The sequence below is a fragment of the Aeromonas sp. QDB30 genome (genome assembly GCF_027707645.1).
In the GTDB taxonomy this organism is placed as follows: Bacteria; Pseudomonadota; Gammaproteobacteria; order Enterobacterales; family Aeromonadaceae; genus Aeromonas; species Aeromonas caviae.
The window spans coordinates 21,442-42,044 of the sequence record NZ_JAPCIY010000006.1; the positions used below are offsets into that span (position 1 = coordinate 21,442).

Sequence of the window (20,603 nt, forward strand, 5' to 3'; positions counted from 1 at the left end):
CCGGTGCCGTGTTGATGGCATCAATGGGCATTCAACTCATCGAGAGGCAGTGAAAAACTCCCCACGAAGACATCGATGAAGTAGCGCATGGCGGGGTTCATCCTGGCGTCCAGCATCTGCTCGAGGCGCTTTCGCGCGGGCTCGAACTCCCGGTTGCCGACGCTCAGCTCCTCCAGACACTTGGTGTAGGCGCAGAGGGTGTCTGCATCCTTCACCAGGCTGGTGAGGGCCTCGTCCTGGGCGCCGGAGTCGAGCAGGGGGCGAAAGTCCTCGACCAGCTCAGGCGGCAACATCCCCAGCAGGCGCTGCTCGGCGGCAAGCTCAATCTTCTTGTATTCGCGGGCGATTTCGGGATTGAAGTACTTGACCGGGGTGGGCAGATCCCCGGTCAGCACCTCGCTGCTGTCGTGGTAGAGGGCCATGACGGCGGCCCGGTCTGCATCCACCTGAGCGCCGAACAGGCGATTGCTGATAAGACCGAGGGCGTGGGCCACCATGGCGACCTGCAGGCTGTGCTCGGCGATGTTTTCGGGCTGGATGTTGCGCATCAGGGGCCAGCGGTAGATGAGGCGCATACGGGCGAGGTTGGCAAAAAAATGGCTGGGCAGCATGGAAGACCTCGAATGGGGCAATGAAAAAGGGCAGACCCTAGTCTGCCCTTTTTTCCACCCGCAAGGATAGCCTGAGATGGGCCGTCAGCGGATGTAGCGGCCCGATTCGGCCTCGTGGTTGGTCACTATCATCTGGCCGATGGGGGCCAGGCTGATGAGGGCCAGCTTGAGGTGCTGGATGCCGAACGGGATGCCGACGATGGTGACGAAACAGGCCAGCGCCGAGGCGATGTGGCCGATGGCCAGCCAGACCCCGATGAGCACAAACCAGAGAATGTTGCCAATCAGCCCCAGGGCGCCGGTGCCGATGTCGCTCTGGCCCGTCATGCTCTTGCGGCTCACCGCCTGCTTGCCAAACGGGAAGAAGGTGAAAGTGCCGATGACGAAGCAGGCGCGTCCCCAGGGGATCCCGATGAGGGAGATGAAGCAGAGCAGCCCCGCCAGCCACCAGGCCAGCCCCATGAAGACGCCTCCCAGCACGAACCAGAGCAGATTGAACAAGAAGCGGAAAAAGGACATGTGGGTGACTCCAGCAGCACGTAAATTGGTTGTCACCATAGCGAGCCCTGCCGGGGGACGCAATGGCACAGGCGAGAAGGTGGACAATTTGGGTCGCAGCACGCCATTTTTGTGCCTGATTGGCGGCGGATGGCGATCAAAATGGCCCGTTCGCCGTGAAAAAGAGTGAGCCAGTGCAAATTATTGCGGATGGAATGCTTGAACTCGGTGCAAGGCTTCCCCATATAGGAGAGAGTCTTGCGCAAATTGTGCTGTCTGTGCCCCGGATGGGGGATGTGCGGCTCGACGCGACCACTGCACGCCGCTATAATGTCGCGTCATATTTTCTCATCACAAAGACAGTCGTTGTCTTTATAAACAGGAAGACTCCGGGCTTGCCCGGGGGCAATAAAGGGTCAGCACGCAGTGCTGAGTTGAACGAGGTAAAAGAATGCAAGTTTCTGTAGAGACAACCCAGGGTCTGGAACGCCGTCTTACCATCACTGTACCGGCCGCTACCGTTGACGCCGCCGTGCGCAAAGAATTGAATGGCCTGGCCAAAACCCGTCGCATCGACGGTTTCCGTCCTGGCAAGGCTCCGGTTGCCATCATCAAGAAGATGTTCGGTGCCATGGCTCACGCCCGCGTTGCCGATGAAATGATGCAGAACAACTTCATCAAGGCCATCATCGAGAACAAACTGAGCCCGGCTGGCGCCCCGACCATGGATCCGAAAGAGATCAAAGAAGGTCAGGATTTCGAATTCACCGCCACTTTCGAAGTGTATCCGGAGTTCGAAGTTGCCGGTCTGGAGAGCATCAAGGTCGAGAAGCCGGTTGCCACCGTGAAGGACAGCGACCTGGAAAACATGATCGACACCCTGCGCAAGCAGCACGCCACCTGGACTGAAGCCGCTGTGGCTGCCGCCAATGGCATGCGTGTGACCATGGACTTCGTCGGTTCCATCGACGGTGAAGAGTTCGACGGTGGCAAGGCTGAAGGCTTCACTCTGGAACTGGGCGCTGGCCGCATGATCCCGGGCTTCGAAGACGCCATCCTGGGCAAGAAAGCGGGCGACGAGTTCACCATCGAGGTGACTTTCCCGGCTGACTACCACGCCGAAGCCCTGAAGGGCAAGGCTGCCAAGTTTGCCTCCAAGCTGCACAAGGTTGAAGAGCAGGTGCTGCCCGAGCTGACCGAAGAGTTCGTCAAGCGTTTCGGCATCGAGAGCGGCAGCGTTGAAGAGCTGAAGGCAGAAGTGCGCAAGAACATGGAGCGCGAACTGGCCCAGGCCCTGAAAAACAGCGTGAAAGAGCAGGTACTGAACGGACTGGTTGAAGCCAACCAGATCGATCTGCCGAAGGCTGCTGTTGCCCAGGAAATCGACACCCTGCGTCAGCAGGCTCTGCAGCGCTTCGGTGGCTTCCAGGGCGGCAACGCCCCCGAGCTGCCGGCCGAGCTGTTCCAGGCCCAGGCCGAGCGCCGTGTCCGCGTTGGTCTGCTGCTGGGTGACGTCATCCGCACCAACGAGATCAAGGCTGACGACGCCCGTGTGACCAGCATCATCGAGTCCATGGCCACTGCCTACGAAGATCCGAAAGAAGTGATCGAGTACTATCAGCAGAATGAGCAGATGCTGAACGGCGTGCGCAACCTGGCCATTGAAGATCAAGCCATCGATCTGATCCTGTCCAAGGCGCAAGTCACCGAGAAAGAAGTTGCCTTCGACGAAGTGATCAACAAGTCTGGTGCCGCTGCCTAAGAACATTTGACTTAAGGTCAAAACTGTTAAGTATAATGGCTCGTGTGATCTCCACTCGGGCCATTTTATTTTAGGGACAATGCCTTATGTACAAGAACTATAACGATGTGACTGAATCCCCACGCAATGCGCTCATCCCGATGGTGGTAGAGCAAACCGCGAAAGGGGAGCGTTCCTACGACATCTATTCCCGTCTGCTGAAAGAGCGGGTGATCTTCCTGACCGGTCAGGTCGAGGATCACATGGCGAACCTGGTGGTGGCCCAGCTGCTGTTCCTGGAGTCCGAGAACCCGGATCAGGACATCAGCATCTACATCAACTCGCCGGGTGGTGCCGTCACTGCGGGTATGTCCATCTATGACACCATGCAGTTCATCAAGCCGGACGTGAGCACCGTCTGCATGGGGCAGGCCTGCTCCATGGGGGCCTTCCTGCTGGCCGGTGGCGCCAAGGGCAAGCGTTTCTGCCTGCCCAATGCCCGAGTGATGATCCACCAGCCGCTGGGCGGCTTCCAGGGGCAGGCTTCTGACATCCAGATCCATGCCCAGGAGATCCTGAAAATCAAGAATACCCTGAACGATCGTCTGGCGTTCCATACCGGTCAGGACATGGCCACCATCGAGCGCGACACCGACCGTGACAACTTCATGTCCGCCGAGCAGGCCGTTGCCTATGGTCTGGTTGACGGCATCCTGAGCCAGCGCGGCTGAGCAGGGTACCCCGTCCTGTTGTAAACTCAACAGGACGATCCATCCTCTATTGATAAAACGAGGTCGCTGAATGACAGAGAAACGCAAGGGTGAGGGCGACAAGCTGCTGTATTGCTCTTTCTGCGGCAAAAGCCAGCATGAAGTGCGCAAGCTGATCGCTGGCCCTTCCGTCTACGTATGTGATGAGTGTGTCGAGCTGTGCAACGACATCATCCGCGAGGAGATCCGCGAGATCTCTCCCAAGCGCGATGGTAGCGAGCTGCCGACCCCTCATGAAATCCGCGCCCATCTGGACGACTACGTGATCGGTCAGGAGTACGCCAAGAAGGTGCTGGCAGTGGCTGTCTACAACCACTACAAGCGTCTTCGCAGCGGCAGCGAGTCCGGTGGCGTGGAGCTGGGCAAATCCAACATCCTGCTGATTGGCCCCACCGGCAGCGGTAAGACCCTGCTGGCCGAGACCCTGGCTCGTCTGCTGGATGTGCCCTTCACCATGGCCGATGCAACCACCCTGACCGAAGCCGGTTACGTGGGCGAGGACGTGGAGAACATCATCCAGAAGTTGCTGCAAAAGTGCGACTACGACGTGGAGAAGGCCCAGCGCGGTATCGTCTACATCGACGAGATCGACAAGATCTCCCGCAAGTCGGACAACCCCTCCATCACCCGCGACGTCTCCGGGGAAGGGGTGCAGCAGGCCCTGCTGAAACTGATCGAAGGCACCATCGCCTCCGTGCCCCCCCAGGGCGGTCGCAAGCACCCGCAGCAGGAGTTTTTGCAGGTCGATACCTCCAAGATCCTCTTCATCTGTGGTGGTGCCTTCGCGGGGCTGGACAAGGTGATTGAGCAGCGCTCCGTCAAGGGCACCGGCATCGGTTTTGGCGCCGAGGTGAAATCCAAGAATGCCAAGGCAACCCTGAGCGAGAACTTTGCCAAGGTGGAGCCGGAAGATCTCATCAAGTACGGTCTCATCCCCGAGTTCATCGGTCGTCTGCCGGTGGTCGCGACCCTGACCGAGCTTGACGAGGCTGCCCTCATCCAGATCCTGAAAGAGCCGAAGAACGCGCTGACCAAGCAGTATGCCGCGCTGTTTGCCCTGGAAGAGGTGGAGCTGGAGTTTCGTGACGACGCGCTCAATGCCATTGCCCGCAAGGCCATGGAGCGCAAAACCGGTGCCCGGGGTCTGCGTTCCATTGTCGAGGCCGTGCTGCTTGACACCATGTATGACCTGCCCTCCCTGAAAGGGGTCAGCAAGGTGGTGATCGACGAGACGGTGATCAAGGGGGACTCCGCGCCTCTGATGATCTACGACAATCCCGAGACTCAGGCCGCAGCCTCAGAGTAACTGTCTGATTTTTAATCACATAAAGGGGCTTTTTGCCCCTTTCATGCTTTTTACGGCCAAGGCGATTGAATCTCATCTTTGCGCCCCCATATACTCAGCCAAGCCTTTGCCAACGGTATAACAAGCCGAGAGGACATATATGAACCTAGAGCGTTCAGAACGCATCGAGATTCCCGTCCTGCCTCTTCGTGACGTGGTGGTCTATCCCCACATGGTCATTCCACTCTTTGTGGGGCGGGAAAAATCCATTCGCTGTCTGGAAGCGGCCATGGAGCAGGACAAGAAAGTCCTGCTGGTGGCCCAGAAGGATGCGTCGACTGACGAACCGACGGTGGAGGAAATTTTCTCCGTCGGGACAGTGGCCAATATTCTGCAGATGCTCAAGCTGCCGGACGGCACCGTCAAGGTGCTGGTGGAGGGGGGCCAGCGTGCCCGCCTTGAGCGGATGATCGACGATCGCGACTTCTTTGTCGGGGAGGCCCAGTACATCGCGTCCGCCCCCATCGAGGAGAAGGATCAGGACGTGCTGGTGCGCTCTGCCATCGGCCAGTTCGAAGGTTACATCAAGCTCAACAAGAAGATCCCGCCCGAGGTACTCACCTCGATTTCGGCGATTGACGATGCGGCGCGCCTGGCCGATACCATGGCTGCCCACATGCCGCTCAAGCTCGAAGACAAGCAGAAGGTGCTGGAAATCGCCTCCGTGTCCGAGCGCATCGAGTTTCTGATGGCCATGATGGAGTCGGAGATCGACCTGTTGCAGGTCGAGAAACGCATCCGCTCCCGGGTCAAGAAGCAGATGGAGAAGAGCCAGCGGGAGTATTACCTCAACGAGCAGATGAAGGCCATCCAGAAAGAGCTGGGTGAGCTGGAAGACAGCCCGGATGAATTCGAAGCCCTCAATCGCAAGATTGAAGAGGCCGGGATGCCGGAGGATGCCCGCGAGAAGGCCCAGGCCGAGCTCGCCAAGCTCAAGATGATGTCCCCCATGTCGGCGGAAGCCACCGTGGTGCGCAGCTATGTGGACTGGATGGTGCAGGTGCCCTGGAAGGCCCGCTCCAAGGTCAAGAAAGACCTGGGCAAGGCCCAGGAGGTGCTGGATGCAGATCACTATGGCCTGGACAAGGTCAAGGATCGCATCCTCGAATACCTGGCGGTGCAGGCGCGTGTGAACAAGCTCAAGGGTCCCATCCTCTGCCTGGTCGGGCCTCCCGGGGTGGGCAAGACCTCCCTGGGGCAGTCCATCGCCAAGGCCACCGGCCGCAAGTATGTGCGCATGGCCCTGGGTGGGGTGCGTGACGAGGCGGAGATCCGCGGTCACCGTCGTACCTATATCGGCTCCATGCCCGGCAAGCTCATCCAGAAGATGGCGAAAGTGGGCGTGAAGAACCCCCTGTTCCTGCTCGACGAAATCGACAAGATGAGCTCGGACATGCGTGGCGATCCCGCTTCCGCCCTGCTGGAGGTGCTGGATCCCGAGCAGAACAGCAGCTTCAACGATCACTATCTGGAAGTGGATTATGACCTGTCGGACGTGATGTTCGTGGCCACCTCCAACTCCATGAACATCCCGGGTCCGCTGCTGGACCGGATGGAAGTGATCCGTCTGTCCGGTTACACCGAGGACGAGAAGCTCAACATTGCCAAGCAGCACCTGGTGGCCAAGCAGATCCAGCGCAACGGCCTGAAGCCATCCGAGATCACCATTGAGGATTCGGCGCTGATCGGGGTGATTCGCTACTACACCCGCGAGGCGGGTGTGCGCAGCCTGGAGCGTGAAATCTCCAAAATCTGTCGCAAGGCAGTCAAACGCATCCTGCTGGACAAGAGCATCAAGCATGTTCAGGTCAACCAGGAGAACCTCAAGGAGTTCCTGGGGGTACAGCGCTTTGACTATGGCAAGGCCACCGACCAGAACCAGATTGGTCAGGTGTGCGGGCTGGCGTGGACCGAAGTGGGGGGCGATCTGCTCACCATCGAGACCACCAACATGCCGGGCAAGGGCAAGCTCACTTACACCGGTTCCCTCGGTGACGTGATGCAGGAGTCCATCCAGGCGGCCATGACGGTGGTGCGGGCCCGTGCCGAGAAGCTGCGTATCAACGGCGACTTCTACGAGAAGCGCGACATCCACGTGCACGTGCCGGAAGGGGCGACCCCGAAAGACGGCCCGAGCGCCGGTATCGCCATGTGTACCGCCCTGGTCTCCAGCCTCACCGGCAACCCGGTGCGTGCCGACGTGGCCATGACGGGTGAAATCACCCTGCGTGGCGAGGTGCTGCCCATCGGTGGTCTCAAGGAGAAACTGCTGGCGGCCCACCGTGGTGGCATCAAGCGTGTGCTGATCCCGAAAGAGAACGAACGTGACCTCGAGGAGATCCCGGCCAACGTCAAACAAGATCTTGAAATCTATCCGGTTCGCTGGATTGATGAGGTGCTTGCACTGGCGTTGCAGGACAATCCGCAAGGTTTCGAACGCGTTTCTGTCGTGTAAATGTTGATGCGCCGCAAATTTGGCGCATTCGGGGGGTGGTTAAGGCTTGCATGCACCGGACAACGGAAGTAGCCTTGACCACCGATCGGGTACTCATGATGAGTCGCAATGCGTGATGTGGCGCGGGTTTGCGCCAGATTGTCACTTGCAACTGATCAGGAGGCTTGTTATAAAACCTCCACTTGTTGTGGCCAGGGAAATCAGCGCCGCAGCGATGTTCGATAAAAGGGGAATATAAGAGTGAATAAATCTCAACTGATTGACAAGATTGCAGACGGTGCTGATATCTCCAAAGCTGCCGCTGGCCGTGCGCTGGATGCCTTCATCGATGCCGTGGGCGAAGCCCTGAAAGAGGGTGACCAGGTTGCTCTGGTTGGTTTCGGTACTTTCGCCGTTCGCGAGCGTGCAGCCCGTTCCGGCCGCAACCCGCAAACTGGTGCGACCATCGAAATCGCTGCCGGTAAAGTTCCTGCCTTCAAAGCCGGCAAGGCCCTGAAAGACGCGGTCAACTAAGCCGGTCGCTGATATCTATCGGCACCGTCCTTGGTCTCTGACCAGACAAGTGAGAGGGCTCTCCCTCATACTGCTTGACCAAGGCGCATCGCAATCGGTGCGCCTTTTCATTATTTACGCCCATCGAGTTCGGGAGCATAAGTACAAACATGATGTTGGATAAACTACGCGAAGGGGCGCAGGGCAAGGTAGCCAAGGTTATCTTGGGCCTGATCATCCTCTCCTTTGCCTTGGCCGGGGTAGGCAGCTACCTCAATGGCCCGGCACGTACCGCCCCCGCCACCGTCAACGGCAATGACATCAGTGCCCCCGCACTGGAGAATGCCTACCGCAATGAGCGGGCCCGTATGGAATCCCAAATGGGTGAGGCCTTCAACCAGCTGGCCGCCAATCCCGATTACATGAAACAGTTCCGCCGTGGCGTGCTGGACCGTCTGATCGATCAGGCGCTGATCGATGACAAGGCCCGCTCCCTGGGTCTGCGCGTCAGCGATGAGCAGATCAAGCAGGCCATCGTCGCCATGCCCGAGTTTGCCGAGAACGGCAAGTTCAGCAATGACCGCTACCTGCAGCTCATTCGCCGTGCCGGCATGACCCCCGAGATGTTCCGCGACTCCCTGCGCCAGGACATGGTGCGCCAGCAATTGATGGGCGCCGTGCTGGGATCGGAGTTCGCCCTCAAGGGTGAAGCCGAGCAACTGGATCGTCTCTACAACCAGACCCGTGACCTGCGCCTGATCCGTCTGGCCGCTTCCGCCTATGTGGACGGGATCGAGGTGAGCGATGCCGAGGTAGAGCAGTTCTACAAGGCCAACAGCGCTCGCTTCATGAACGACGAGACGGTCAAGGTCGACTATCTGCTGCTCGATGCCGCGAACCTTGGCAAGAACATCAAGGTCACCGAGCAGGATGCCCAGGATTACTACGACCAGCATCAGGATCTGTTCCAGCGTCCCGAGCGCCGTCAGGTGGCGCACATCCTGATCCCGTTTGGCAAGGATGAAAAGGCCGCCGAGCAGAAAGCCGAGGCCGTGCTGGCCAAGGCCAAGGCAGGTGACGATTTCGCCGCGCTGGCCAAGGCCGACTCCTCCGATACCTTCTCTGCGAAGAAGGGCGGGGAGCTCGACTGGTTCGAGAAAGGGGTGATGGATCCTGCCTTCGAGAAAGCCGCGTTCGCGCTGGCCAAGGCTGGCGATCTCTCCGCCGTGGTGAAGAGCCCGTTCGGCTTCCACATCATCAAGCTGCTGGGAGTCGAGCCTGCCAAGACCAAGCCCTTCGTGGACGTGATGAGCGATACCATCGCCCGTCTGCAATCTGAGAAGGCCAAGGAGCAGTTCTTCGCCGAGCAGCAGAAGATGGCCGACAGCAGCTTCGAGAACCCGGACTCCCTGGACTTGACCGCCGAAGCTATGGGTCTCCAGGTGCAGTCCACCGGCTATTTCAGCCAGGCCGATGCGCCGGCACCGCTCAATGATCCCAAGGTGCTCTCCGTGGCATTCTCCGAACAGCTGCGCGATGACAACACCAACTCCGACGTGATCGAGCTGGCTGACGGCAAGGCGCTGGTGCTGCACATCATGGGTCACCAGCCGAAGGCGGCCAAGCCGCTTGCCGAGGTGAAAGAGCAGGTGATCACCGCCATCAAGCACGACAAGGCCAGTGAAGTGGCCCGTGGCAAGGCCCAGGGTCTGCTGGACAAGCTCAAGGCCGGTGAGAACGTTCAGGCCGACCTGACCGCGCTGGGTCTGAAAGTGGATACCCATACCGGCGTATCCCGTTTCGCCCAGGAGATGGATCAGAACCTGGTGACCCAGGCGTTCCGCATGCCCCATCCGACCGATGGCAAGCCGAGCGTCGAGCTGGTGACCGAAGCCAACGGTGATCGTGTGGTGGTGGCGCTGGACAAGGTCAACGTCATCAAGGAGCCGTCCCAGATGGTGAGCCTGCTGCAAGGTCAGCTGGGTCAGGGCAAGGCACAGGCCGACTACAAGTCGCTGATCGACGAGCTGCGCAAGGCGGCCAAGATCGAATACTTCACCGACGTGGAAGCCACTGTCGAGTAAGTCAGCCTCACGGCCCCAAGTGTGAAAACGGCTCCATGATGGAGCCGTTTTTTTATCTGCACGCGGCACAAGGGAGAGCTGCTGCCCGCTCGCAGGGGGGATACGTCGTCCTAGTTTGCATCCCGCTCGGCGTTGCCAGCAGGCATAAAAAAACCGGCGCACGAGGCGCCGGTTCTGATCGCTTTGCTTGAAAGCGGAGGATTACACCACACCCTGGGTGCGCAGGTAATCCTCGTAGGTGCCGCCGAAGTCGCGGATGCCGTCTTCGGTCAGTTCCAGGATGCGGGTCGCCAGGGAGGAGACGAACTCGCGGTCGTGGGAGACGAAGATCAGGGTGCCCTTGTACATCTCCAGCGCCAGGTTCAAGGATTCGATGGATTCCATGTCCAGGTGGTTGGTCGGTTCGTCCATGATGAGGATGTTGGGGCGCTGCATCATCAGCTTGCCGAACAGCATGCGGCCCTGTTCACCACCGGAGAGCACCTTGACCGGCTTCTTGATGTCGTCCTGGGAGAAGAGCAGACGACCCAGCACGGAGCGCACCGCCTGTTCGTCTTCGTTTTCCTGCTTCCACTGTGCCATCCAGTCGAACACATTGAGATCGGTGTCGAAATCTTCGGCGTGATCCTGGGCGTAGTAGCCGATCTGGGCGTTCTCGGACCACTTGATGGTGCCGGTATCCGGTGCCAGGGCACCGACCAGCGTCTTGATCAGGGTGGACTTACCGATCCCGTTGGTACCCAGGATGGCGACCTTCTCGCCCACTTCCAGCATCATGTTGAGCCCCTTGAACAGGGGACCGTCGCCATAACCCTTGGAGACGCCCTCGATCTCCAGGATGTTGCGGTAGAGCTTCTTGTCCTGCTCGAAGCGGATGAAGGGGTTCTGACGGCTGGAGACCTTCACTTCCTCAATCTTGATCTTGTCGATCTGCTTGAGGCGGGAGGTAGCCTGGCTGGACTTGGAGGCGTTGGCGCTGAAGCGGGAGACGAAGGATTGCAGATCGGCGATCTGGGCCTTCTTCTTGGCGTTGTCGGCCAGCAGGCGCTCGCGGGCCTGGGTGGCAGCCAGCATGTACTCGTCGTAGTTGCCCGGGTAGACCCGCAGCTCGCCGTAGTCCAGATCCGCCATGTGGGTGCAGACGGAGTTCAGGAAGTGACGGTCGTGAGAGATGATGATCATGGTGCTTTCACGATCGTTGAGCACCTGCTCCAGCCAGCGAATGGTGTTGATGTCCAGGTTGTTGGTCGGTTCGTCCAGCAACAGGATGTCGGGGTTGGAGAAGAGCGCCTGCGCCAGCAGCACCCGCAGTTTCCAGCCCGGGGCCACTTCGCTCATCGGGCCGTTGTGCTGCTCGATGGGAATACCGGCACCCAGCAGCAGCTCGCCTGCGCGGGATTCGGCGGTGTAGCCATCATATTCGGCGACCAGGCCTTCCAGCTCGGCGGCCTTCATGTAGTCGTCGTCGGTGGCCTCCAGGTTGGCGTAGATGGCATCGCGTTCAGCGATGGCGGCCCACAGCTCGGTGTGGCCCATCATGACCACGTCCAGTACGCGCATCTCTTCGTAGGCGAACTGATCCTGGCGCAGCTTACCGATGCGCTCGTTGACATCCAGGCTCACATTGCCGCCGGTGGGTTCGAGATCGCCGCCGAGGATCTTCATGAAGGTGGACTTGCCACAGCCGTTGGCACCGATGAGGCCGTAGCGGTTGCCGCCGCCAAACTTGACGCTGATGTTCTCAAACAGCGGCTTGGCGCCGAACTGCATGGTGATGTTGTTGCTTGAAAGCACTGGAATGTCCCGGTTGGTCTGTCAAATGGCGCGCATTATGGCACAGATCCCCCGAAAGTTTTAGCAGGAACTGTGATCTGGCTCCATTGCGGGGGGGGGGGGGGGAAGGTTTCACGACCAGGCCGGCAACGGGCTCCGGCTTCTCTTGCAGAGGGGAGGCGAGGGGCGGTCATGAAAAAAGCCGGCACTGGGCCGGCTTGGATGCGTGGGATGCCACTTAGTGGGCGGAGGCGCCGGAGGCACCGAGCCCGGTCTGGGATCTGACGAACTGCGGGAAGAACTTCGCATGCTCGTCGGAGGCTGCCTGGGACTTGTCGGTGACCGAGAAGAACCAGATCCCGATGAAGGCCAGCCCCATGGAGAAGAGCGCCGGGTATTCGTAGGGGAAGATGGCCTGGGCATGACCCAGCACCTTCACCCAGACGGTGGGGCCCAGGATCATCAGGGTCACGGCGCTGATGAGACCGAGCCAGCCGCCATAGACGGCGCCACGGGTGGTCAGGCGGGACCAGAACATGGAGAGGAAGAGCACCGGGAAGTTGCAGCTCGCCGCGATGGAGAAGGCCAGGCCCACCATGAAGGCGATGTTCTGCTTCTCGAACAGGATGCCAAGGCCGATGGCGACCACACCCAGCACCAGGGTGGTCATCTTGGAGACACGCAGCTCGTCGGCCTCGTTGGCCTTGCCTTCCTTGATGACGCAGGCATAGAGGTCGTGAGAGACCGCTGAGGCCCCCGCCAGGGTCAGCCCGGCCACGACCGCCAGTATGGTGGCAAACGCCACGGCGGAGATGAAGCCCAGGAACAGGCTGCCACCCACGGCGTCGGCCAGATGGACGGCCGCCATGTTGGTGCCCCCCAGCAGGGCGCCGGTGGCGTCCTTGAAGTCCGGGTTGGTGCTGACCAGCAGGATGGCGCCAAAGCCGATGATGAAGGTGAGGATGTAGAAGTAGCCGATGAAGCCGGTGGCATAGAACACCGATTTACGGGCTTCCTTGGCATCGCTCACGGTAAAGAAGCGCATCAGGATGTGGGGCAGACCGGCGGTACCGAACATCAGGGCCAGCCCAAGGGAGATGGCGGAGATGGGGTCGGCGACTAGGCCGCCCGGGCTCATGATGGCCGCACCATTGGCATGCACCTTGACCGCTTCGCTGAACAGGGTACCGACGTCGAAGTTGACGGACTTCATCACCATGATGGCCATGAAGGAGGCACCGGAGAGCAGCATCACCGCCTTGATGATCTGTACCCAGGTGGTGGCCAGCATGCCGCCGAACAGCACGTAGAGCACCATCAGGATGCCGACCAGCACCACGGCCACATGGTATTGGAGGCCGAACAGCAGCTCGATGAGCTTGCCGGCACCGACCATCTGGGCGATGAGGTAGAGGGCGACCACCACCAGGGAGCCGCTGGCGGAGAGGCTGCGCACCGAGGTCTGCTTGAGGCGGTAGGAGGCCACGTCGGCAAAGGTGTACTTGCCGAGGTTGCGCAGCCGCTCCGCGATCAGGAACAGGATGATGGGCCAGCCCACCAGGAAGCCGATGGAGTAGATGAGACCGTCGTAGCCCGAGGTGTAGACCAGGGCAGAGATGCCGAGGAAGGAGGCGGCGGACATGTAGTCACCGGCGATGGCCAGACCGTTTTGGAAGCCGGTGATGCGCCCGCCGGCGGCGTAGTAGTCGGAAGCCGAGCGGTTGCGCTTGGAGGCCCAGTAGGTGATGAACAGGGTCGCGGCCACGAAGATCACGAACATCACGATGGCCGAGATATTGAGGGGTTGGCGTTGCACCTCGCCGCTGATGGCGTCGGCCGCCAGCAAGGGGGTGGAGATCAGACCTGCCAGCGGCAGCAGAAACTTGCCTTTCATGATTGCGCTCCCTTGAGGATCTTCTGGTTCAGTTCGTCGAACTCGCCGTTGGCACGAAATACGTAGATACCGGTCAGCACGAAGGCCGATACGATGAGACCAATCCCGACCGGGATGCCACGGGTGATGCTGGAGCCTTCGCTCAAGGGGGTGCCAAGCCAGCCCGGTGCAAAGGCGATGAGCAGGATGAACGCCAGGTAGAGCCCCAGCATCAGGATGGAGAGGGTCCAGGCAAAACGCTGGCGTTTGGCGACCAGTGTCTGGAAGTTGGGATCTTGCTGGATCCGAAGATACGGTTGCTGTTCCATTGCAGTTCTCCATGACAGTGAATGTCAGCGGTGGATGAGGGGTTCCCTACCGGACAGCACGGCTGTCCATGTAAGCAAAATGTGAATTAAATGTTATTTCCGAACAATTAGACTTTGGGATAAGCCAGCGGGCCGCCCTGATGCAGGCGTACAAAGACAAGGGCGGCGGTGACAGCATCGCTCAGGGCGTCGTGGGGGGGCAGGGCTGGCAGCGCCAGATGGCGACAGATCGCGGCCAGGTGCAGATCGATGGCGGCGTCGGGATAGCGGCGATAGAGGTGATCGTGATAGAGGCGGCTCACCTCGATGCCGCGCTGGGGCAGGGTGAGCCCCCACAGCCGTTGGCAGGCGAGGTTGAGAATGCGCAGGTCATAGGCGATGTGATACCCCACCAGCTCACGGGGGCCGATGAACTCCAGCAGCGCGCGCAGCGCGGGCTCCAGTGCCATTCCCTGTTGCAGATCCTGATGGCGCAGGCCGTGGATCACCACGGACCCGGCGCTCAGGCTGGCGGGAGCCTGGACCCGGATGGCAAGGGCATCGCCCGTCTCTATCCGGTTGCCCCGGATGCGCACCGCCCCGATGGAGACGATCTCCGCCAGCGCCGGATCCAGGCTGGTGGTCTCGAAGTCCAGCGCCACCCACTCGTCGCCAGCAGGGCGGGCAAAGAGCGGGGCAAACTCCCCCTCCCGAAACGTCCTGCCAAGCCAGCGGCGGCGCCAGTGCATCCACATCGCTATTGCCTAAGACGAAAGTGCAAGGTGAGCCATTGCTGGAACTTCTTCACCTGGTGCAGGGCATGGCGCAGCAGATCCCGCTCTGCGGGGCCGAGGTCGGCCACCCGCACCCGTCCGTCTCCCTCCTGCAACTGGCTGCGCAGCCGAAGCCGCATGAACAGCCGGAAGGCCTCCGCCAGATTGGTGCCATAGTCCCGGCTGAGGCGTCCCTGGCCCACCAGGGCCTCGATGCGCCCCGTGGTCGAGGTCTCCAGGATCCCCGCCTCCAGGGAGAGTACCCGGACGCCGTGGACCAGAGGGAAGAGGCCGCCCCGCTTGAGATCCAGCCCCTCCGGGGCTTGCTCCAGCCTGCCAAAGAGGGTGAGGGGGGCGTGAAAGGCGACGGCGGCCCTTGCCATCTCCGCCAGCAGATCCGGCCGGTCGGCGAGGCAGGCCCGCAGGTGACGGGCGACGGGGGCGAGCCGGGCGCGATCTCCCGTGATGGCCTGGGCATCTGCCAGGGTGGCGAGCCAGAGCAGATCCGCTTCGCTGGCGCGCACACAGGCCTGCTCTATCCCTTGCAGCCAGCCGCCAAGCGGCTTCACCCAGGCCGGGTTGTTGACCATCACCCTGCCCGGGCAAGGGGGATAACCCAGGCGCGCCAGCAGGGCGCTGAAGGCGGCCAGATCCGCCGACTGGGTGGGCCACGGCAGGCCATCCGGCAGGATCAGGGCATTGTCCTGATCGGTTTTCTGGATCTGTTCGCCACGCCCCTCCGACCCCAGCATCAGCAGGCACACCTGCTCTTGCTGCGCCGCGGGGATCACCAGGGAAAAGGCCTTGGCGATCAACTGCTCGTTGATGGTGGCGATGAGCTTCATCAGGAACAGGGTGTGGATCCCCTGGGCAAACAGGGAGCGAATGAGCTGCTGCTGCTCCCGGGCGACCGCCTCGAGGGCGGCCGGGGAGTCGGCGCGGGCGATGCGCAGGGTCAACACATGGGAGTGGGTGGAGAAGAGCCCGAGCACCTGGGTCAAATGCAGGATGCCTGCCACCTCCTGCCCCTGCCAGATGACCAGGCGCTTGATGCGGTGGCGGGTCATCAGCAGCAGGGCATCGAACAGATAGCTCCCCAGTGGCAGACCCGTCAGCGGGGTGGGGGTCAGCACCGCCAGCGGCGCACTGAGCGGCAATCCCTTGAGGGTGAGGGCGTGGAGCAGGGTCTTGCGGGTGGCCAGGCTCAGGCTGCCGTCTGCTCCGGGATAGAGCAGGCAGTCGGTGCCCCTGGCCACCATGGCCTCGGTGGCGGCCAGGAGCGAGAGGCTGCTTTCCACGATGAGCGGCGCCTGCAGATGGTCGGGAGCGATGCGGGTCAGGATGAACTCTGCCAGGTTCTGCTGTCCGAGCTGGCCGCGCCGCTCCTGCTCCCGCTGGCGCTCCGCCAGGGTGGCGGTGAAGTAGCGGGCGATATGGGGGTGCTCGTCGCACAGGGCCAGAAAGACGGGGCGGGGAATGAGCTGGCAGAGGGTATCTTCCAGGGCGGCGAAACGGTGGCGGCAGTGCCCGTCAAACTGGGCACGGACGTCGAACATGTCCCCCTCGCCATAGTCGCCAAAGGATTGATGGGGGGCAGACTCTTCCACGGCCCCCTTGATGATGAGGTAGAGCCCGGCGGGCTCCTCCCCGGCGTGCTGCACCGTCTGGCCCGCGCGAAAGTAGCAGATGCTGAGGTGCTGACCGAGCCGCTGGCGTGCCTCCTCGTCCAGGCCGTCGAACGGTGGACGGGCAAAATTGAACAGAAGTGACATGAGAGGCTCCACCGTGACCATGGGGCCAGTCTGACAAAGGCTCCACCACCGGGCCAGCCGACTTTAGTCGCAGGCCCGGGGCGGCCTCCCTGTACCTGCCCATAACACTCTGGTAACGTTGTGGTATGACCAGTTGAATCAAAGGACGAAGACGGAGATGGAAAAGCCAAGGGTCAAATGGGTGTTTCAGGAGGGGATCGCCGAGGTGATGCTCTGCCGGGGGGACAAGCTCAACGCGCTGGATCTGGCCATGTTCGACGCCATCGACGAGACGCTGAACGCGCTATCCCGGCAAAAAGGGCTGCGGGCCGTGATCCTGCACGGGGAGGGGCGGGCGTTCTGCGCCGGGCTGGATGTGAAATCCATGCTAAGGCAGCCGGTGGCGGCGCTTGAGATCCTCAAGCGCGAGGCGGACGAGGCGACCAACCTGGCCCAGCGGGTGGCCTATGGCTGGCATCAACTGCCGGTGCCCGTGATTGCGGTGACCCAGGGGGTCTGTTTTGGCGGCGGCCTGCAGATAGCGCTCGGCGCCGATTTTCGCTTCAGCACCCCGGATTGCCGCTTCTCGGTGATGGAGATCAAGTGGGGCATCATCCCCGACATGAGCGGCAGCGTCACCCTGCGCAACCTGATGGGGATGGATACCGCCATGGAGCTTGCCATGAGCGGGCGCGAGCTGGAAGCCAGCGAAGCCAAGTCCCTCGGCCTGGTGAGCCGGGTGTGCGCGGATCCCCTGGAAGAGGCGCGGGCCTTTGCCCGGACCCTGATCACCAAGTCGCCGGATGCGCTGGCGGGGATCAAGCAGCTCTACACCCAGGCCTGGGCTCGCAGTGACGAGGCCATGCTCAAGGAAGAGACCCGGTTGCAGAGGCAGATCCTGGGGCGCCCCAACCAGTGGCGGGCGACCCTCAACAGCCTGTTTCGCTGGCGCCTGCCATTCGGACCGCGCCGCAACGCGCTTTGAACCCCTCACCCATCCAACACAAATGAAAATGGCAGCCGAAGCTGCCATTTTGCATTGTGCCGTCTGATTACTTGGCAACGGTATCCGGGTCCGCCTCGAAGGGGTGGCCGGTTTGCTCGCGCATCAGGTTTACTTCGGCGCGGTTTTCAATCCAGTAGTCCGCGTTCTTGATGCCGAGCTTTTCCGGGTGGAACACGGGATCCAGACCCTTGGCCAGCTGTGCCTCGTAGTCTTTCAGACAGGCGAAAGCCGGCTTTTGCAGCATCAGGATGGCACCGATGTTGAGCCAGGCCATCAGGCCGACCCCGATGTCACCCAGGCCCCAGGCCAGATCGGCGGTCTTGACGGTGCCGTAGACGGTGGCAGCCATCAGCGCAATCTTCAGCAGGAAGGTGAGCCAGGGGCGGTTAATCTTGCGGTTGACAAAAGCGATGTTGGTTTCGGCGATGTAGTAGTAGGCCACGATGGTGGTGAAGGCGAAGAAGAACAGGGCGATGGCGACGAAGTAGTTGCCAAAGCCTGGCATCATGCTCTCCATGGCGGTCTGCACATAGCCGGGGCCTGCCGCGATGCCGGCGATGCCGGTGTAGAGGGCGGCACCGTCCGGACCCTGCACGTTGTACAGGCCAGTGATGAGCAGCATGAAGCCGGTGGCGGAGCAGACGAACAGGGTGTCGATATAGACGGAGAACGCCTGCACCAGGCCCTGCTTGGCCGGGTGGCTCACCGCCGCGGCGGAGGAGGCGTGGGGGCCAGTCCCCTGGGCGGCTTCGTTGGAGTAGACCCCGCGCTTGACACCCCACATGATGGCCAGACCCAGAATGGCGCCGAAGCCGGCTTCCATCCCGAAGGCACTCTTCCAGATGAGCAGGATCACGCCCGGCAGTTGGCCGATGTTCAGGGCGATGATGACGCAGGCCACGATGATGTAACCCAGCGCCATGAAGGGCACCACGGTACTGGCGAAATTGGCGATGCGTTTGACGCCGCCGAAGATGATGAAACCGAGCAGCAGCGCCAGACCGGCGGCGGTCACGTTGGGGTCGATGGCAAAGGCGGTCTGCAGGCTGGAGCCGATGGAGTTTGCCTGCACGCCCGGCAGCAGCACGCCGCAGGCGAAGATGGTGGCGATGGCGAAGGTCCAGGCATACCACTTCATGCCCAGGCCCTTCTCGATGTAGAAGGCCGGACCGCCGCGATATTCACCGTTGATCTTCTCCTTGTAGACCTGGCCCAGGGTGGACTCCACGAAGGCGGAGCTGGCGCCAAGGAAGGCGACCATCCACATCCAGAACAGGGCGCCCGGGCCGCCGAAGGTGATGGCAGTGGCCACACCGGCGATGTTGCCGGTACCGACGCGACCGGCCAGGGTCATGGAGAGTGCCTGGAAGGAGGAGACACCGGCATCGTTGCCCTTGCCCTGAAACATCAGGCGTATCATGCCTTTCAAGTGGCGCAGTTGCAGGAAACGGCTGCGCAGGGAGAAGTAGAGGCCTACCCCCAGACACAGATAGATGAGCGCTGGGCTCCAAATCACGCCATTGATGGCATTGACGATCTCATTCATGTACAACAACTCCTTTGTTGCGCTGTCTTGGCGAGGTCTATATGCCTCGCTCCCTTAACATTGAAATATGCGGTGACCAAGGGGGTCACTCAGGATTGTGCGGGACTTTCGACTGGTTAGTCCGCGGGATTTAACATATCGGTTTGTTCAGGGCCTTCCTAGTGAAAAGTGTTGTGGCTTTGTTAATTTGTGAATTGACATTAACAAATGGTGAATGGAACTGGACAAGATTCGGTACATACCCATCATCTGCCGCTTTGCCATGCCCAGAGGGCTGATTGAGGTAATGCAAATAGGAGGCCAGGAGTGGCAACAAGGGAAAACAGATACATCATTCGCCTCGCCGGGGAGGCGGATGGGGCCGGATTGACGGGGTTGTTTGCCCAGTTGGGCTACCCCAACCCTGACGGGGCGGTCAGCGCCAGGCTGGCCCAGCCCGATCCGGCGCGGGAGGTACTGGTAGCCCTGTGCGAGGGGATCCCGGTGGGGGTGCTGGTGTGGCACCACTTGCAACCCATGCACCTTGCACCAGCCTGGGGCCTGATCTCGGCGCTGGTTGTCGATGAGGGTGCAAGGGGCGGGGGCATCGGGGCCCTGCTGCTGGCGGCGGCAGAGCAGCGGGCGGCAGCCCTGGGGTGCGGCCAGCTGGAGCTCTCCAGCAGCCTCAAGCGCGAAGGGGCGCACCGATTTTATCTGGCGCAAGGGTATTGCGAGCGTCCGAAACGTTTTGTGAAAGCTGTCTGATTGGCAAGAGGAGTCTGTGTGTTCTGGTCCAGGTTGAAAGAGGTATTGGGTGGTGCATCTCCCCGGGAGCCTCGTCTCCCAGAAGAGCAGGAGTGGCGCGAGGCGCTGGCGGCGGTGCCCATCTTGCAGGGGCTTGAAGAAGAAGAGGCGCAGAGGCTGATGGAGCTGGCGCGCCATTTTCTCTCGCGCAAGACCCTCACCCAGATCGGGGTGGAACTGACGCCCCGCCAGCAGGGGGTGCTGGCCCTGCAGGCAGTGCTGCCCATCCTGCACCTGGGGTTCGATTGGTATCGAGGTTTCCACGAGGTGATCATCATCCCCGAGCCCGTGACCCGTCGTCAGGAGGTGCAGGACGAGTTCGGGCTGGTGAGCGAATTTGAAGAGGAGAACGCCGGTGAATCCTGGCCCCAGGGGCCACTGGTGCTGGCCTGGAGCGAATTGCAGCAGGACGGGGACTGGGACGGATTCAACCTGGTGATCCATGAGCTTGCCCACAAGCTCGACATGCTGGGAGGGGATGCGGACGGTGCACCGCCCCTGCCGCGGGGCATGGATCCCCAGCAATGGACCCGGGCGCTGCAAGGTGCGTTTGACGAGATGAACGATCAGTTGACCAGTGAGGAGGTGACCGAGATAGACCCCTACGCCGCCTCGCACCCCGCCGAATTCTTCGCGGTGTGCAGCGAGAGCTTCTTCACCGATCCGTTGCGTCTGCGTGCCGTCTACCCTGCGGTCTATGACCAGTTCGCCCGCTTCTACGGTCAGGATCCCGCTGCCCGCTACCCGGCCACCCGGTTGCTGGCCGGAGATCCCGGAGCGCAGGGCTGACCGGC

General features: G+C 61.3%; 17 protein-coding genes. 9 read left to right on the forward strand and 8 right to left on the reverse strand.

Translation table 11 applies throughout. The features are described from left to right. Nucleotides 1-20 precede the first annotated feature (20 nt). Together yfbR and PG896_RS02990 are read right to left on the reverse strand one after the other, a co-directional pair. The gene (gene yfbR, locus PG896_RS02985; protein ID WP_010674569.1) at nucleotides 21-611 is read right to left on the reverse strand and encodes a 5'-deoxynucleotidase; all 591 of its coding nucleotides are present in this window, start codon (nucleotides 609-611) and stop codon (nucleotides 21-23) included. Between the two features lie 84 nt (nucleotides 612-695). Next, on the reverse strand, nucleotides 696-1,130 hold the full coding sequence (locus tag PG896_RS02990; protein WP_042016081.1) for a YccF domain-containing protein: 435 nt from the start codon (nucleotides 1,128-1,130) through the stop codon (nucleotides 696-698). A 430-nt stretch (nucleotides 1,131-1,560) separates the two neighbouring features. Here PG896_RS02990 and tig point away from each other — a divergent pair, with 430 nt between their 5' ends. The 6 genes from tig to ppiD all read left to right on the forward strand — a co-directional run bounded on the left by tig (nucleotide 1,561) and on the right by ppiD (nucleotide 9,996). Further along, a complete protein-coding gene (gene tig / locus PG896_RS02995) occupies nucleotides 1,561-2,871 on the forward strand; it encodes a trigger factor (RefSeq protein WP_010674572.1) in 1,311 nt (436 codons plus the stop codon). Nucleotides 2,872-2,957: 86 nt separating this feature from the next. Continuing rightward, nucleotides 2,958-3,581: an ATP-dependent Clp endopeptidase proteolytic subunit ClpP gene (gene clpP / locus PG896_RS03000; RefSeq protein WP_005324106.1), complete on the forward strand. Its 624-nt coding sequence runs from the start codon at nucleotides 2,958-2,960 to the stop codon at nucleotides 3,579-3,581. A 70-nt stretch (nucleotides 3,582-3,651) separates the two neighbouring features. Next, a complete protein-coding gene (gene clpX, locus PG896_RS03005) occupies nucleotides 3,652-4,926 on the forward strand; it encodes an ATP-dependent protease ATP-binding subunit ClpX (RefSeq protein WP_010674573.1) in 1,275 nt (424 codons plus the stop codon). A 139-nt stretch (nucleotides 4,927-5,065) separates the two neighbouring features. Beyond that, nucleotides 5,066-7,420: an endopeptidase La gene (gene lon, locus PG896_RS03010; RefSeq protein WP_010674574.1), complete on the forward strand. Its 2,355-nt coding sequence runs from the start codon at nucleotides 5,066-5,068 to the stop codon at nucleotides 7,418-7,420. A gap of 240 nt (nucleotides 7,421-7,660) precedes the next feature. Beyond that, the gene (gene hupB / locus PG896_RS03015) at nucleotides 7,661-7,933 is read left to right on the forward strand and encodes a nucleoid-associated protein HU-beta (protein WP_005315375.1); all 273 of its coding nucleotides are present in this window, start codon (nucleotides 7,661-7,663) and stop codon (nucleotides 7,931-7,933) included. 149 nt (nucleotides 7,934-8,082) lie between these two features. Next, nucleotides 8,083-9,996: a peptidylprolyl isomerase gene (gene ppiD / locus PG896_RS03020; protein ID WP_042016078.1), complete on the forward strand. Its 1,914-nt coding sequence runs from the start codon at nucleotides 8,083-8,085 to the stop codon at nucleotides 9,994-9,996. A gap of 201 nt (nucleotides 9,997-10,197) precedes the next feature. On the opposite strand, the gene PG896_RS03025 is transcribed toward ppiD, so the two are convergent. The 5 genes from PG896_RS03025 to PG896_RS03045 form a co-directional block, all read right to left on the reverse strand. Continuing rightward, on the reverse strand, nucleotides 10,198-11,790 hold the full coding sequence (locus PG896_RS03025; RefSeq protein ID WP_010674576.1) for an ABC-F family ATPase: 1,593 nt from the start codon (nucleotides 11,788-11,790) through the stop codon (nucleotides 10,198-10,200). A gap of 217 nt (nucleotides 11,791-12,007) precedes the next feature. Then, complete coding sequence (locus PG896_RS03030) at nucleotides 12,008-13,663, reverse strand: cation acetate symporter (protein WP_010674577.1); 1,656 nt, start codon at nucleotides 13,661-13,663, stop codon at nucleotides 12,008-12,010. Continuing rightward, nucleotides 13,660-13,971: a DUF485 domain-containing protein gene (locus PG896_RS03035; RefSeq protein ID WP_010674578.1), complete on the reverse strand. Its 312-nt coding sequence runs from the start codon at nucleotides 13,969-13,971 to the stop codon at nucleotides 13,660-13,662. Before PG896_RS03035 ends, PG896_RS03030 begins: the two co-directional genes overlap by 4 nt. 107 nt (nucleotides 13,972-14,078) lie before the next feature. Beyond that, complete coding sequence (locus PG896_RS03040; protein WP_029314461.1) at nucleotides 14,079-14,705, reverse strand: 3'-5' exonuclease; 627 nt, start codon at nucleotides 14,703-14,705, stop codon at nucleotides 14,079-14,081. Nucleotides 14,706-14,707: 2 nt separating this feature from the next. Next, nucleotides 14,708-16,495 (reverse strand): putative nucleotidyltransferase substrate binding domain-containing protein, encoded by a 1,788-nt coding sequence (locus PG896_RS03045; RefSeq protein WP_113977319.1) that lies wholly within the window; start codon nucleotides 16,493-16,495, stop codon nucleotides 14,708-14,710. Between the two features lie 157 nt (nucleotides 16,496-16,652). Here PG896_RS03045 and PG896_RS03050 point away from each other — a divergent pair, with 157 nt between their 5' ends. Then, nucleotides 16,653-17,459, forward strand: coding sequence for a crotonase/enoyl-CoA hydratase family protein (locus PG896_RS03050; protein ID WP_270835362.1), 807 nt, complete (start codon nucleotides 16,653-16,655; stop codon nucleotides 17,457-17,459). A 67-nt stretch (nucleotides 17,460-17,526) separates the two neighbouring features. Here PG896_RS03050 and PG896_RS03055 read toward each other — a convergent pair whose 3' ends face one another. Then, a complete protein-coding gene (locus PG896_RS03055; protein WP_010674582.1) occupies nucleotides 17,527-19,026 on the reverse strand; it encodes an alanine/glycine:cation symporter family protein in 1,500 nt (499 codons plus the stop codon). A gap of 330 nt (nucleotides 19,027-19,356) precedes the next feature. On the opposite strand from PG896_RS03055, the gene PG896_RS03060 reads away from it, so the two are divergent. Together PG896_RS03060 and PG896_RS03065 are read left to right on the forward strand one after the other, a co-directional pair. Beyond that, nucleotides 19,357-19,770, forward strand: a complete 414-nt coding sequence (locus PG896_RS03060) for a GNAT family N-acetyltransferase (protein ID WP_029314462.1) — start codon at nucleotides 19,357-19,359, stop codon at nucleotides 19,768-19,770. Nucleotides 19,771-19,788: 18 nt separating this feature from the next. Continuing rightward, nucleotides 19,789-20,598, forward strand: coding sequence for a zinc-dependent peptidase (locus tag PG896_RS03065; RefSeq protein ID WP_104452893.1), 810 nt, complete (start codon nucleotides 19,789-19,791; stop codon nucleotides 20,596-20,598). The last annotated feature ends 5 nt before the right edge of the window (nucleotides 20,599-20,603 follow it).